General features: G+C 68.2%; 9 protein-coding genes and 1 pseudogene. 5 read left to right on the top strand and 5 right to left on the bottom strand.

What is annotated here, in order from left to right; translation table 11 throughout:
* Positions 1 to 326 precede the first annotated feature (326 nt).
* Positions 327 to 1,055, bottom strand: a complete 729-nt coding sequence (locus ACWF4Z_RS32520; protein WP_452247014.1) for a TetR/AcrR family transcriptional regulator — start codon at positions 1,053 to 1,055, stop codon at positions 327 to 329.
* Positions 1,056 to 1,153: 98 nt separating this feature from the next.
* Between ACWF4Z_RS32520 and ACWF4Z_RS32525 the strand changes: the two genes are divergently transcribed.
* Positions 1,154 to 2,710, top strand: a complete 1,557-nt coding sequence (locus ACWF4Z_RS32525) for an MFS transporter (protein WP_452247015.1) — start codon at positions 1,154 to 1,156, stop codon at positions 2,708 to 2,710.
* Between the two features lie 195 nt (positions 2,711 to 2,905).
* Here the strand turns inward: ACWF4Z_RS32525 and ACWF4Z_RS32530 are convergent, their stop codons facing one another.
* Positions 2,906 to 4,873: an MFS transporter gene (locus ACWF4Z_RS32530; RefSeq protein ID WP_452247016.1), complete on the bottom strand. Its 1,968-nt coding sequence runs from the start codon at positions 4,871 to 4,873 to the stop codon at positions 2,906 to 2,908.
* A 115-nt stretch (positions 4,874 to 4,988) separates the two neighbouring features.
* Between ACWF4Z_RS32530 and ACWF4Z_RS32535 the strand changes: the two are divergent.
* Both ACWF4Z_RS32535 and ACWF4Z_RS32540 read left to right on the top strand, forming a co-directional pair.
* Positions 4,989 to 5,741 (top strand): annotated as a pseudogene (locus tag ACWF4Z_RS32535) (DUF3027 domain-containing protein); the annotation flags it as partial.
* Positions 5,742 to 6,126: 385 nt separating this feature from the next.
* Positions 6,127 to 9,600, top strand: a complete 3,474-nt coding sequence (locus tag ACWF4Z_RS32540; RefSeq protein WP_452247017.1) for a S8 family serine peptidase — start codon at positions 6,127 to 6,129, stop codon at positions 9,598 to 9,600.
* A gap of 49 nt (positions 9,601 to 9,649) precedes the next feature.
* Here the strand turns inward: ACWF4Z_RS32540 and ACWF4Z_RS32545 are convergent, their stop codons facing one another.
* Positions 9,650 to 9,961, bottom strand: a complete 312-nt coding sequence (locus ACWF4Z_RS32545) for a DUF2530 domain-containing protein (protein WP_452247018.1) — start codon at positions 9,959 to 9,961, stop codon at positions 9,650 to 9,652.
* Between the two features lie 69 nt (positions 9,962 to 10,030).
* On the opposite strand from ACWF4Z_RS32545, the gene ACWF4Z_RS32550 reads away from it, so the two are divergent.
* The gene (locus ACWF4Z_RS32550) at positions 10,031 to 11,503 is read left to right on the top strand and encodes an NCS2 family permease (protein WP_452247019.1); all 1,473 of its coding nucleotides are present in this window, start codon (positions 10,031 to 10,033) and stop codon (positions 11,501 to 11,503) included.
* Between the two features lie 2 nt (positions 11,504 to 11,505).
* Here ACWF4Z_RS32550 and ACWF4Z_RS32555 read toward each other — a convergent pair whose 3' ends face one another.
* Positions 11,506 to 12,123, bottom strand: a complete 618-nt coding sequence (locus ACWF4Z_RS32555; RefSeq protein ID WP_452247020.1) for a TetR/AcrR family transcriptional regulator — start codon at positions 12,121 to 12,123, stop codon at positions 11,506 to 11,508.
* 73 nt (positions 12,124 to 12,196) lie between these two features.
* On the opposite strand from ACWF4Z_RS32555, the gene ACWF4Z_RS32560 reads away from it, so the two are divergent.
* Positions 12,197 to 12,583, top strand: coding sequence for a Dabb family protein (locus ACWF4Z_RS32560; RefSeq protein ID WP_452247021.1), 387 nt, complete (start codon positions 12,197 to 12,199; stop codon positions 12,581 to 12,583).
* Here the strand turns inward: ACWF4Z_RS32560 and ACWF4Z_RS32565 are convergent.
* On the bottom strand, positions 12,551 to 13,639 hold the full coding sequence (locus tag ACWF4Z_RS32565; RefSeq protein ID WP_452247022.1) for a hypothetical protein: 1,089 nt from the start codon (positions 13,637 to 13,639) through the stop codon (positions 12,551 to 12,553). The genes ACWF4Z_RS32560 and ACWF4Z_RS32565 overlap by 33 nt on opposite strands.
* Between the last annotated feature and the right edge of the window lie 54 nt (positions 13,640 to 13,693).

A 13,693-nucleotide genomic window follows, 5' to 3' on the forward strand; every position in this document is an offset into this window, starting at 1 on the left:
CCTGCCCTCTTGACAACCAACCACTCCATATCAGCTGCGTCCTTCCCTGGTCGGGGCGGTGTGGGTCAAGGGTCGAAGATCGCGCAGCGACGCCGTAGGCGCCCTTGATGCACGCCGCGCCGACTGGCACGATCATGCAGCCCGGAGACCGCGACACCACAGTTCCTCCGCAAGGCCGGGCCGCAGCACAGTCGTTCTGCGCATACCAGGTGAGCGGCGGATCCGCGATCCGCGCCTCCGCCGGAGGCGGTAGCAGGTCAGCCGCCGCGGAGCGGTGTCTGATCGACCCACACGCGCGGCGCAAGAGTCGGATATCTGTGTGAGGTTCAGGGGGTGCGCTTGGTGATCAGGGACTCGATGCCGTCGAGGACTGTGGTCAGGCCGAAGTAGAAGTCCGAGGGGTCGTTCGCGATGTAGTCCTGGGGCTCGTCCAGGCCGGCGGCGATGGTCGGGAACTTGTTGGGCTCGGCGAGGAATCGCAGCCGCTGGACGTACCGCAGGCTGGCCGCGGCGGCCTCCTCGGGCTTCAGGCTGTACATGCCCGCGGTGAGTTGCGTCGTACCTCGGACGTAGATGTTGACCAGCAGCATCGCCGACAGCCGGTCTGCCGGCGTCAGTGGCGTGTCGTCGAACGCGCGCAGACCCGCCTCCATCCAGCCCAGCTGGTTGGGTGAGAGCGGTGGTTCGACCACGGGCACCTGCAGGATCCACGGGTGGTGCTGGAGCGACGCCTGGAACGCCTCTGCCCAGGCCGTGATCCGCTCCCGCCAGCCGCCGCTGAGGTGGCTCATTTCGGGCGGCGGTCCGAACGCTTCGTCGAGCATCACGACGTACAGATCGTCCTTGGCCTCGATGTAGCGGTAGAGCGACATCGTCGTGAAGCCGAGCTCGGCCGCCACCTTGCTCATCGACACCGCACCGAGCCCGCCCAGGTCGGCCAACTTGATCGCCGCCCGCCCGATGTCGCTGAGCTGAAATGCAGGCTTGGGTCCCGGCCGCGTCGGCCCTTCAATCCCCCAGAGCTGCTGAAGCACCCGCGGCAGTTCGTTCTCCATGGCTTTCACTCTATCTGTTTACACCATAGACAGTGATGTGTATGGTCTGTGTATGGCGCACACAGTGTGCGGCGTAGACAGATCCCCGGGAGGGTGTCATGAGTACGACGGAACGAGCGGGACGCAAGGAGTGGATCGCGCTCGGCGTGCTCGCACTGCCGCTGCTGCTGGTCTCGATGGATGTGTCGGTGCTGTACTTCGCGGTCCCGTTCATCAGCGCGGACCTCGGCGTCACCGCGACCGAACAGCTGTGGATCTTCGACATCTACGGATTCGTGCTCGCCGGCCTGCTGATCACCATGGGCTCGCTCGGTGACCGGATCGGGCGGCGCAAGCTGCTGATCTTCGGCGCGGTCGCCTTCGGTCTCGCGTCCGTGGCCGCGGCGTACGCACAGAACCCCGAGCAGCTGATCGCGGCCCGCGCCGTCCTCGGCATCGGTGGTGCGACCTTGATGCCGTCCACCCTGGCGCTGATCCGGAACATGTTCCACGACCAGGCGCAGCGGTCGAAGGCGATCGCGTTCTGGAGCGCGGTGATGATGGGCGGGATCACCCTCGGCCCGGTGCTCGGCGGCTTCCTGCTCGAGCACTTCTGGTGGGGTTCGGTGTTCCTGATCAACACCCCGGCGATGCTGTTGCTGCTCGTACTCGCGCCGACCCTGCTGCCGGAGTTCAAGGCGCCGACCGGTGGACGGTTCGACCTGATCGGGTCGGCGCTGTCGCTGGCCGCCGTACTGCCGGTGATCTGGGGGATCAAGGAGCTGGCGGCGAACGGGTTCTCCACGCTGCCGGTGGCTGCGATCGTGACCGGGCTGGTCTTCGGGATCCTGTTCGTCCAGCGGCAGCGGACTGCCAAGCACCCGATGCTCGATCTGTCGATGTTCCGCAACCGCGCGTTCAGTGGTTCGCTCGCGGCCAACACCGTCGGCACCCTGGCGCTGGTCGGCAACGCGGTGTTCCTGACTCAGTACCTGCAGCTCGTGCACGGCCTGAGCCCGTTCAAGGCGGCGTTGTGGTCGCTTGCACCGTCTGTCGTGGTCGGTGGCGCCGCACCGCTTGCCGCCGTGCTCGCCGGGAAGATGGACCGCGCGTATGTGATCGGTGGCGCGTTCGTCCTGGCTGCTTCCGGGTACGGCGTTCTCACCCAGCTGCACCCGGATTCGTCCCTGGCCGTGGTGCTGACCGGCGCCGGCCTGCTCGCGGCGGGTCTGGTGATGGTGATGTCGCTGGTCACCGAGGCCGTGGTTGGTTCGGTCGACCCGCAGCGCGCCGGCTCGGCGTCAGCGGTGATGGAGACCTGCGCCGAGTTCGGCGGCGCTCTGGGCATCGCAGTCCTGGGCTCGATCGGTACGGCGGCTTACCGTTCGGACCTGCCCGCCAACGCATCCGGCCCGCTGCGTGAAGGTCTGCCGTCCGCGACCGCTGCAGCCACCCACCTTCCGGGCCAAGCGGCCGATGCGTTGCTCAACACCGCCCGCCACGCTTTCACCCACAGCTTCACCGTGGTCGCGATCGTCGGCTGCGTACTCCTCCTCACCACCGCAGTAGCCAGCGTCCTCACCCTCCGAGGCACCACCCACACCCCGCAGCAGCCAACCCCGACCGAAACCCCGACCCCCACCGACGACTCCAACCAGCTCCAACTCACCTCCTGATCCCCCCACCACCGCGGCGGCCGAGTACTCCACTCGGCCGCCGCTTGCGTGCCGCGCAGCGCGGCGGGCGCCGAGGTGCCACTCAGCGCGGCGGGCGCCGAGGTGCCGCTCAGCGGCGGGCGCGGAGGTGCCACTCAGTGCGGCGGGGGGCGTGGGGGGTGCTGCTCAGCGGGGAGGGTGGCGTGGGGGCGCTGTTCAGCGCGGAGGGCGGCGGGGGGTGTCGCCGCCGGGGCGGCGGCGGAAGACGCCTCGGTCGCGTTCGACTGTCGGTTCTTCGGATCCGTCGGTGGTGGAGTCGTCGTCTTCGTCAGGCTGGCCGCTCCACCAGCGGCTCACCGGCTGATCGGCCGGGGGAGTGGACGGGGGAGTGGGCGGGGGTTCGGGTCGGCGTGAAGGGTCGGCGTTCCACTCGATGGTGGGCTCGTCGTGCCCGCCGGAGCGTTGGGCCCGGTTGGCGCGCTGCTCGGCGACGCTGGTGGTGAGGATGGTCCGGGTCGTGCTGTCCGGGTGGTCGTGCGCAGTGTGGTCGGGCGGAGTGTGGTCGGGCGGAGTGTGGTCGGGTGCAGTGTCCTGAGGGCGGTGACGGGTATCGCCGGAGCGGGGGCCGCCGAGGCCGCCGGGCTTGAGCGGACCGGCGGCGGGCTGCGGCGCAGGACGCATCCGCAGCACGAGGAAGACCACGATCACGAGCACGACGGCCAGGAAGCCGAAGCCCAGGCGAGGGATCAGCGGCAGCACGATGCCGCAGCCGCCGCCGATCACCCAGGCGAGCTGAAGCACGGTCTCCGACCGGGCGAAGACCGACGTACGCACGGATTCCGGCACGTCACGCTGGATCATCGCGTCCAGCGACAGCTTGCCGAGCGAGCTGCAGAGACCGGCGACCAGACCGAGCGCGATCAGCAGCGGGAGCCCGTAGAACACCGCCACCCCGACCGCGACCGCCGCGTCCGCGAGCAGCACGACCAGAACGACGCCCTCGGGTTTACGGGCCTTGAGCAACGATCCCATCAGGGTCCCGGCGCTGTTGCCGAGCCCGGCCGCGGCGATCACCGCACCGGCCGCGAGGGTTCCGTTGATCCCGCTGATCGGCTGATCTCGGAGCAGGAACGCCAAGTACATGGTCAGGAACCCGGACACGAACCGCAGCCCGAGATTGCAGCGGATCCCGCGCGATACGGCTGCCGTGATCGCACGCCGCCTCGCATCGCGTCCCGCCGTACCGGTCATCTCTTCGCCGGCGGGGGAGTCGACCGCGGCGGGTAGACGGATCGCGAGGATCAACCCGACCAGATAGACCACGGCGGCCCAGCGCAGTGACCACGCCGGCCCGATCGCGGCGAACGCACCCGCGATCCCGGCTCCGATCGTCGCACCGGCGACACCGGCCAGCGAGATCCGGGAGTTGGCCGTGACGAGGGTGATCCCCTTGGGCAGCAGCCGTGGTACGGCGGAGGCCCGGGTGACGCCGTACGCCTTGGATGCGACGAGGCAGCCGAGCGCGGCCGGATACAGCCAGGCGGAGCCACCGCCGGAGATCGAGGAGGCGAGGCTCCAGACCAGGAACGCGCGCAGGCCGAGCGTCGCCCCGATCGCCCACCGGCGACCGTGCCGGAACCGGTCCAGGATCGGGCCGATCAGCGGAGCCATCAACGCGAACGGCGCCATCGTCAGCAGGAGGAACAACGCGACCCGGTCCCGGGCCTGGTCGCTGGGGACGGTGAAGAACACGGTGCCGGCCAGTGATACGGCGAAGGCGGTGTCGCCGGCGGCGTTGACCGCGCCCAGCTCGATCAGCCGGGAGAGTCCCGACTCGCGTGCTCCTTGGGCGCCGGTGAGCCCGCTGATCCGCCGGCCGGTCGCCCGGCCGACCTTCCCGCCGACCGTGGCCGTCTTCTTCGACGCGGACGCGACACCCTCGGCGCCGATCTTCGACGCGTGGCCGACCTTCTTCCCCGCGATCCCCAACTTCTCCCGCGCCCCGGCCAGCCGCTCGCCGGCAGACTTCCCCGCAGCTGCATCCCGGCCGCCACCCGCGCGACCGCTCCCGGTGCCGCTTGCAGGACGGCTCCCGGGGCTGCTGGGGCGACCGTTTCCCGTGCCGCCGCGCGAGGGCTCGCCGGATGGCGTCGCCTTCGGGTCGGACGGGTCCGCGGGGTGCATGGAACCATCCTGCCTCTTCCCGGGGACAGACCGCAGTCACCGCGCGTGGGATCGGTGGAATGCGGACGGTCCACGGGGGGTTCGGAGCATTGTGTCGGGCGTGCGAGAATGGGCGATTGTGACTCCCGTCAGAACTCCCGACCCGGTGCGTTCCAAGGCCGACGCCGTCTGTGTCGCCGCCGTGGAACCGGCGCGCGAGGCCGCGATCGCCGAGGCCGGCGCCGCGCAGATCGGCGAGCACCTCGGTCACCAGGTCGAGGGTGAGCGCCTCGTCACGCACTACTTCGCCTCGACCCATCCCGGGTATCGCGGCTGGCGCTGGGCGGTCACCGTCACCCGCGCCTCCCGCGCGAAAACGGTCACCGTCAACGAGGTCGTCATGCTGCCCGGCAGTGAGGCGATCGTCGCGCCGGTGTGGGTGCCGTGGTCGGATCGGGTCCAGCCCGGCGACCTGCGCCCCGGCGACCTGTTCCCGACGCTTCCGGACGACCCGCGCCTCGAGCCCGGCTTCACCGACACCGGCGCTCCGGATGACGTGCTCGCGGTCGTCGAGGAGCTCGGACTGGGCCGCGAGCGCGTGCTCTCGCCGTTCGGGCGCGAAGAAGCGGCAGAGCGTTGGTACGCCGGAGACTTCGGCCCGTCCGCCGCGATCGCCCAGGCCGTGCCGTACAAGTGCAACTCGTGTGGCTACTGGATCCGTCTGGCCGACAGCCTCGGTCAGGCCTTCGGCGCCTGCACGAACGAGATGGCGCCGGGCGATGGCCGCGTTGTCGCCTACGACTACGGCTGCGGAGCCCACTCCGACACCGTCATCGACATCTCCGAGCCGCCGGTCGCCGAGCACGCCTTCGACACCACCGGGTACGACGCCCTCGAGCTGACCACCTCGGCCGTGATCATTGACGCCGACCTTCAGGCTGAGGTCGACGACACCGACGCGGTCGAGGCCGAGGTCGACCTCACCGACCGCGCCGCCGACGAGCTCGCCGATTCGGACGCTACCCAGATCGAGGTAGAGGCCGCCGCCGAGCCCGAGTCCGACGACGACCTCACCGAGGCCTGATCACCCGCACCGTGCCGGTACCTCAGGTCATCGAAGCCTCGACCTGCGAGTTTGCCGAAGAGCTCACGCTGCACCGCGAACAACAGCCGCCCGGAACACCTTGACGAGCTGGGCGGCTCCAGCCTGTGAGAAGGGGCCGGTGGGGTTCGGGCAAGAGTAGGCGTAACCGCCCACTCACACGAGGTGAATCTTGCCCAGCTCCCGGAGCCGGAGGTTCGCGACGCTCGCCGTCGTCGGCCTCCTGCCACTCGCCGCCGCGGTCCCACCGGCGGCCGGCACCCAAAGCAGCCCACAACCCACCATCTCAACGGTGGCGCCACTGGATGCGACCCGGAACGTCGACTCCGTCACGCCGCTGACGGTCACGCTCGTGACCGGCGACCAGGTGATCGCCCGCCGTACCGGCACCGGTATCACGGTCGTCGACGTCAAGCCTGGGCCCGGCCGCGACAAGATGGCGTTCCACAAGCTTGCGTTCGGCAACCAGCAGCTGGTGATCCCGCTGGACGCGGCTCCGCTTGTGACTGCCGGCGTGGTCGATGCGAAGCTGTTCGACGTTGCCCTGCTCGCGAATCTCGGCCTGGACGACAAGTCGGCGCCGCGGTTGCCGCTTCTGGTCCAGTACGGCGCGAACGGCAGCGCGAACGCCGTACGGTCGGCTCTCCCGGAAGGCACGCAGGTCAAGCGGACTCTGCCGATCGTCGACGCGGTGGCGATCGGGCAGGAGCGGTCCCAGGCCGGTGACCTGTGGTCGAACTGGATGAACAGTACGGCGGCTAAACGGCGTACCGGTCTAGCCGGGACGGTCACGAAGGTCATGCTGGACGGTGGAGTCACGCCGATGCTCGATCGCAGCGTCCCACAGATCGGCGCACCGGCCGCGTGGCAGGCCGGGCTGACCGGCAAGGGCGTCAAGGTCGCCATGCTCGACACCGGGTACGACGCCACCCACCCGGACCTGAAGGGCCGGGTGATCGCGACGAAGGGCTTCACCACCTCCGAAGACGACGGCACGGTCGACGAGAACGACGTCAAGGACACGGTCGGCCACGGGACGCACACCGCATCGACGGTCGCGGGCACAGGCGCCGCGTCGGATGGCAAGTACCGCGGGGTCGCGCCGGATGCCGACCTGATGATCGGCAAGGTGTGTGCCTCGCAGAACTGTGAGCAGTCCGCGATCCTGGCCGGCATGGAGTGGGCCGCGACGTCCGGTGCGCGCGTGATCAACCTGAGCATCGGCAGCGGTCCGACCGACGGCACCGACGTACTCTCCCAGGCGATCAACAAGCTGACCGCCGAGACCGGTGCGCTGTTCGTGGTGTCGGCGGGGAACTTCGGACTCGAGGGGTCGGTCTCTGCGCCGTCCACCGCCGACGCCGCCCTGTCGGTTGCCTCAGTCACCAAAGCGGACGGGCACAGCGACTTCTCCAGCCAGGGTCCGCGGCTGACCGACCTGGCCGTCAAGCCGGACATCTCCGCGCCGGGGAGCAAGATCGTGGCCGCGCGGGCCGCCGGCGCCCCACTGGATCCGTATGCGGTCAACGCGTCGTACGCCGAACTCTCGGGCACCTCGATGGCCGCTCCGCATGTGTCCGGCGCGGCCGCGCTGCTCGCACAGGCGCATCCGGACTGGAAGGCTCCGCAACTGAAGTCCGCCTTGATGGGGTCGGCGCTCGGGCTGGCCGGTCAGGGGATCTACACGCAAGGCGCGGGTCGAGTCGATGTCGCACATGCGTTGCAACAGACGGTTCTCGCCCTCCCCAGCGCGCTCAACTTCGGACTGCAGAAGGCGCCCCATGCGGACGACAAGCCCGTGGCCAAGCCGGTGACGTACTTCAACGACGGAGCTTCCGCAGTGCGGCTGTCGCTGAAGCTCGAGGGCGCTTCAGTGTTCCGGCTGAGCCGGGCATCGGTGATGGTTCCGGCGCACGGAAGTGCGACTGTCGATGTCACTGCGACGATGTCAGGCCCGGAGGCCGAGGGCGCTTACGATGCATGGCTTGTTGCCAGCGGCAATGGTCAGGTGATCCGCAGCACCGTTGGTGTGGGCAAGGAAGTGACGACCTATCCGCACACACTGCAGATGCTGGACCGAAGCGGTGCCGTGGCAACCAACGACGCGACACATGTTGCCGGTAGCTACTTCCTCGATGTTGATCGCCAGCAGATCTACTCCGTCGAAGCAGGCTCGGACGTGGACCTGCCGGCCGGGCACTACATCGTCGATGGGTACGAGGCGACGTTCAACTCCGATGGCGGTGGTTTCAAGGACGTCACGTACTTCAGCGAGCCGGACCTCGTGATCGCCAAGGCCGGTCCGATTGTCCTGGACGGCCGCCGAGCGGTGAAGGTGGCGACCCGACCGCCGGTGACCGGCGCGACCGCGGTGACCGCGGGCGTCGGATTCGTCCGGCCTGTCGGGGACCAGAACTACATCAGCGGCGTCGGGGTGACGAATCTGACGGATCCGGCGTACGTGCCGGAGCTGTACGTCGTACCGAACACGACTGGCATCGCGAAGAACTTCACTGCATTTGCCGATGCCAGCTGGGCCGGGATGGCGGATGGTCAGGGTACGGAGAACGAGCCGTACCTGAACAGCCCGTACTACTACCACGACGTGATGACCTGGTCAGGCAAGATCCCGGCGAAGCCGTCGTTGATCACGGCGGCTCACGATTACGCCCACATGGACGCGTCGTACGCCGGAGTGGACGGGATCAGCGCGAACAACTACAGCTTCCCGGCGCTCGCCACGGCCGGTCACCCGCCGGCGTTCGTGTTCGTGCCGGCGATCGCGATGCGGCTGCCGTTCCAGCGGGACGAGTACTACTCCACCAAGGGTGTGGTGTGGTCGTTCACCAACGAGCTGTACCGATTCACGCCCGAGGACGGGTACGACTACTTCGCGGTGGTCGAGTCGCCGTCGACGACCTACAAGGCCGGGCGTACGACGAAGCTCAACTGGCAGCGTGGAGTCTTCGGGCCGAGCCTGCCAGACCCGCGGACCGGCAACCCCGGACGCCGGCCGCTCCCGTGGGTATCGCGCGACGGCAACAGTCTGTCGGTCTACACGCCGGCCTTCGCGGACGGTACGCCGGACAACCTTGGCGAGACGAGAATCGGCTCGGAACAGACCACGCTGTACCGCAACGGCGAGCAGATCGCGTCGACCGATGCACTGCAGTTGCAGACGTTCGCGTTGCCGTCCGGTGCGGCGACGTACCGGCTGAGCAAGGTGATCAAGCGTGCCGCTGAGCCCGCCTTCACCAACCTCTCGACCGAGATCAGCTCCGACTACACCTTTCGCTCGAAGCAGACGCCCGACGGTGTGAACACCGCACTCCCACTCCTGAATGTCCGCTACACGCCCGCCCTCGACGAATCCAACCGCGCACCGAGAGGCAACTTCGCCTTCCCGGTCACCGTCCAGACTGCGTTCCAGGCGCCCCAACACCCGATCACCGCGCTAACCCTCGAGTCCTCCACGGACGACGGCCACACCTGGACCCCGGTCCGCGTGACCCGAACCAGCGCGAACACCTGGAATGCCCACCTCAACCAACCCGCCGCCGGCTACATCACGCTCCGAGCCCAAGCCCAGGACTCGGCAGGTAACCAGCTGGCCCAAACCATCACCCGCGCGTACGAAGTGAAATAACCCAGGCAACGAACCGACGGACATCGCCTGTCGGGGCGGTGTCCGTCGGTCAGTCTTCGGTGGCTGGGCGGTGGCCGGCTTGGATGGCCTTCCAGCGGCGGGTGCAGTACCACAGGCCGACGAGGCCGAGACCGAAGCCGGCGACCGGGACCCAGAGCCACCAGTCGAGGTCGTCCTTGGCGAGGTCGTGGCGGAAGACGAGGAGCACGACGAACGCAACCACCCAGAGCGTGATGCCGGTGATCACGCTGGGGATGCCGGACAGGTCGAGCGGCTTCACCTCGGCGTGGACCAGCTCACCGCGGGCCAGCTGACTCGTCGGGTCGTTGCGCTTCTTGGGCGCCGCCTGCTCCTCCGTCACAGCCTCAACCTTAGACCCAGCTGCGATTAGTGCTCGCAACCAGACCATGCGAACTGGCACTATGCGCTCATGAGCTCGTCCAAGGCTGCCGTCGCCCGGTCCGGATCCACCGTCTTCGACTCGTTCTTCAAGATCAGCGAACGCGGCTCCACGGTCAGCCGGGAGATCCGCGGTGGGCTGGTCACGTTCTTCACGATGGCCTACATCGTCGTGCTGAACCCACTGATCATCGGCACCGTCAAGGACGGCACCGGCCAGTTCGTCGGCGGCGGGACCGATCCGGCCGCGTCGATCGCCAAGATCGCGGTCGCGACCGCGCTGGTGGCCGGAGTGGTCACGATCCTGATGGGTGTGGTCGCGAACTTCCCGCTCGCGCTGGCGACCGGCCTCGGCCTGAACGCGTTCATCGCGTTCTCGGTCGCGACCAAGATGACCTGGGCCGACGCCATGGGTCTGGTCGTGCTGGAGGGCCTGATCATCCTGGTCCTGGTGCTGACCGGGTTCCGCAAGGCGGTCTTCGAGGCGGTCCCGTTGCAGCTCAAGATCGCGATCAGCGTCGGCATCGGCCTGTTCATCGCGTTCATCGGTGTCGTCGACGCGGGCTTCGTCCGGCGACCCGCTGCCGCCGGTGGCCCGCCGGTCGAGCTCGGTGTCGGCGGCAACCTTCGGGGCTGGCCGGTGCTGGTGTTCGTGGTCGGCCTGATCCTGATCATCACGCTGTACGCGCGGAAGGTGAAGGGCGCGATCCTGATCGGCATCCTGGCCGCCACGATCCTCGCGATCATCATCGAGGCGGTCGCGAACGTCGGTGCCCGGACGGCGGACAACCCCGGCGGCTGGGGCCTGAGCGTGCCGAAGCTGCCGGACGACTGGTTCACCAAGCCCAATCTGGACACGATCGGCGAGTTCAGCCTGTTCGGCTCGTTCGAGAAGGTCGGCGTGGTGTCGGCGGTGCTGCTGATCTTCACGCTGATGCTGGCCGACTTCTTCGACACGATGGGCACGATGACCGCGATCGGCGCCGAGGCCGGCCTGCTCGACAAGGACGGCAACCCGCCGAACGCGCAGCGGATCCTGATCGTGGACAGCCTCGCGGCCGCCGCCGGTGGTGCCGCATCCGTGTCGAGCAACACGTCGTACATCGAATCCGCGTCCGGTGTCGGGGAAGGCGCGCGGACCGGATTGGCGAGCGTGGTGACCGGGATCTGCTTCCTGATCTCGATGGTGGTCGCGCCGCTGGTCACGTTGGTCCCGTACGAGGCGGCGACCCCGGCGCTGATCCTGGTCGGGTTCCTGATGATGACGCAGGTGAAGGGGATCGACTTCGACGACATCGAGGTCGCGTTCCCGGCGTTCCTGACGATCATCCTGATGCCGTTCACGTACTCGATCTCGGCCGGCATCGGCGCCGGCTTCGTCGCGTACGTGATCCTCAAGACCGTCCGTGGCAAGGCCCGCCAGATCCACCCGCTCCTCTGGGTCGTCGCCGCCCTCTTCGTCGTCTACTTCGCCATCGGTCCCCTCGGCGACTGGCTCACCTGACCCTATTCGTTGCCAAAGGCACGCAAAAACGTCCGGACGGCGTTCGTCGCGACCTCGGCCTGCTCGGCGGGTGGGATCGTCCGGGTGCCGAGCTGTGACCGGGACTCCAGCGGACCGCACAGCAGGGCGCCGAACTGCTCGGCGGCCACATCCGGGTCGGTGAGCCGCAACCGGCCGGCGACAGCGAGTCTGGCGAGCCGGTCGGCCAAGGCTGCGTTGATCGGGCCGGTTGCGTGCGCATCGACGAGCCCCGGCAGATCCGGGAGATTGGTGAGCTCGGCCTGCAACAGCCGGCGGAGTGCGAACGACCTCTCGTCGCAGTAGCACTCCGCGAGCCGGATGCCGACCTCGGTCAGTGCCTGGACCGGGTCGCGGTCAGGTCGCAGGTCTTCGAGTACGGCGAGGTTCCGGGCCCGCGCGTCCTCGGCAAGGGCCACGACGGCCGCCCTGAACAGCGTCTGCTTGTCGTCGAAATGGTTGTAGATCGTGTGCTTCGCGACCCGCGCCGAGGCTGCGACCGCGTCGAGCGTGGTCTGGCGATACCCGTCCCGCGCGAACACCGTGAACGCGGCAGCCAGGATCGCCTGTCGCTTGTCGATCCGTCCTCGCGTCGTTGTCACCCGGCAAGGTTATCCCATCAAACCTCCGAGTGTTGTAATCTGCACTCACCAGTGCAGATCCAAGGAGGACGAGATGTTCGTGAATGTGCTCAGGTTCCGGTTCAAGGACACGGTGACCCCGGCGGAGCGGGACGAGGTGCTCGCGGCGATGCGTCGTACGGCGTCGTTGGAGTCGACCGCGTTCGGTGTCGTCGGGGCCGATCTGGGTGACCCTGCCGACGGGTTTACCCATGCGTACCTCGCGGCGCTACCCGACCTCGAGGCGTTCAAGCGGTACACCTGGGACCCGGTGCACCTGGCCGGCGACGAGCTGATCCTCGACAAGCTCGAGCGGATGAGCGCCGTCCGGTTCGGTGACGACGACCCGGAGGTCGGCCGGGCGATGTACGCCGAAGTGGCCGAGAAGGCGGTGAAGTACCCGGCCTGGTCAGCTCGCGTCGACGAGCTCTTCGGAGCGTAGCCGGAGGTACTCGGTCCGGGCCGTGAAGAGGTCGCGGAGTTCGGTGCTGAGGTTGTCGAGGAAGTCGGTTCGGTAGGTCGAGTCGGTCAGGAGCGCAATCGAGTAGTACAGACCGGTGAAGTTGGCGATGCCAATGGCAACCTTCACGAGGGCGGCGCTGATCAGGATCGGATGGTGCAGCAGGTCGATGTGGTAGGCCCATGAGCCTGGGCTGATGCCCCACTGGTCGTAGATGTGCTGACTGATCGCGAGCATGCCGAAGGCAACGAAGAACAGGCCGACGCCGGCGCTGACCACGAAGACCTGCAGCCACTGCCGGATCACCAGGCTGATGCTGAGGTTGAAGCGCTGGATCCTGCGCAGTGGTGGGCCGGAGCCCGCGTCCCGCTCGATCGCGTCGACCTCCCGCGGCAGCCGGATCAGCAGGAACAGCGTGCTGAGCAGCGTGAACGCCAGTACGGCGAACACGATGAAGACCACCGGCATCCCGGCGAAGACCTGCCACATCTCCGTGTTCACGAACAGCACCAGTGAGAACACCAGCAGCAGCGGCAGCGCCCGGACCAGGCTGGCCACCGAGTTGCCCAGCTCGGTGGCCAGCGTGCGCAGACCCCAGTACGTCGTCGCGATCAGGCCGTAGCCGACGACGACGTACACGATGCCGATCAGCAGGAGGTTGCCCACGGCAATTCCGAAGAACTGCCGGACCTGACCCTGGGTGAGCAGCGGCAACAGCGCCGGAAGCAGGACGAACACGGCCAGCTCGGGCAGACCGAAGCGCGTCGGCAGCGACCAGAACGGCCGGCCACGGTAGCCGTTCAGCAGGCCGAATCCCGCGATCAGCACCACCAGTGCGCCGAGTGCGGCCAGCAGATTCACCCAGGCCGGCCAGTCCAATGACGTGGCTCCGAGCATCTCCGCCAGGAACACCAGCGCCAGCAGCGGCGTGGCGCGCGTGTAGATGTCGTGCGTCGGCGAGAAGTCCTCGATGAACAGCGGAAGCCCGGCCCGCCGGAAGCGTTGCTCGTACCGCGCGAGCTCAGCACTCGTCCCCATGTCCGCGAACTCTAGCGGTCGGCGGGAATACCGGCGGTCAAGCGGGCGTTTTCC

The sequence above is a fragment of the Kribbella sp. NPDC055071 genome, assembly GCF_053608045.1.

Excerpts from the sequence above, each read along its gene's own strand:
- ACWF4Z_RS32520 (WP_452247014.1), bottom strand. The coding sequence starts at position 1,055 with ATGGAGAACGAACTGCCGCGGGTGCTTCAGCAGCTCTGGGGGATTGAA.
- ACWF4Z_RS32525 (WP_452247015.1), top strand. The coding sequence starts at position 1,154 with ATGAGTACGACGGAACGAGCGGGACGCAAGGAGTGGATCGCGCTCGGC.
- ACWF4Z_RS32530 (WP_452247016.1), bottom strand. The coding sequence starts at position 4,873 with ATGCACCCCGCGGACCCGTCCGACCCGAAGGCGACGCCATCCGGCGAG.
- ACWF4Z_RS32550 (WP_452247019.1), top strand. The coding sequence starts at position 10,031 with ATGAGCTCGTCCAAGGCTGCCGTCGCCCGGTCCGGATCCACCGTCTTC.
- ACWF4Z_RS32560 (WP_452247021.1), top strand. The coding sequence starts at position 12,197 with ATGTTCGTGAATGTGCTCAGGTTCCGGTTCAAGGACACGGTGACCCCG.
- ACWF4Z_RS32565 (WP_452247022.1), bottom strand. The coding sequence starts at position 13,639 with ATGGGGACGAGTGCTGAGCTCGCGCGGTACGAGCAACGCTTCCGGCGG.